Origin of the sequence: Methanogenium cariaci JCM 10550 (assembly GCF_001315945.1) — an archaeon.
In the GTDB taxonomy this organism is placed as follows: domain Archaea; phylum Halobacteriota; class Methanomicrobia; order Methanomicrobiales; family Methanomicrobiaceae; genus Methanogenium; species Methanogenium cariaci.
Map to the genome: position 1 here is coordinate 1 of NZ_BBBG01000052.1, position 568 is coordinate 568.

General features: G+C 45.1%; 1 protein-coding gene. It reads left to right on the forward strand.

Annotated elements, in window-relative coordinates; genetic code table 11:
* Positions 1–317: 317 nt before the first annotated feature.
* On the forward strand, positions 318–568 hold a 251-nt coding region (locus JCM10550_RS21040; RefSeq protein WP_218185280.1), incomplete at its 3' end, for a hypothetical protein.

Consider the following 568-nt stretch of genomic DNA (forward strand, 5'->3'; position numbering starts at 1 on the left):
ATAAATAAGGTAAAAAAACGCTCGCCGAAAGGTGATGCGATTGAATGTGATGATGAAAATTTTGTTTGTATTGACGGTATGTATTCTGTCGGCCCTCATCGTTATCCCGGTGAGTGCCAGTGAGTATGTTACTCCCGAGGAATATGACTTCAACGTCAAATGCGAGGATCTTGGATACACCGGTTCTGCCTTTAAAATCGATGCCCCCTCCGTGGAATGGTACACATACCGTTGGCGCCGGTTCCGTGACGATTGTGATGATCAATGAGACCCACTTTAATTTCACAGCATCAGGAATTGAAATTAATGCATTAATTGTGAAAGGTGGGATTGGATCGAATGTCTACAATTATTCTGGCCCTTCATATGGCTTTCCGGTAACGTCGGATACCGTTCTCGGTACGCGACTAAATCCAACGAATCAGAAGTATTATGATATCAGCCATATTGATTTCTGCTATAATGTAGCGCCCACACCAACACCAACACCAACGCCTACACCTACACCTACACCTACACCTACACCTACACCAACACCCACACCAACACCCACACCAACACCTACACC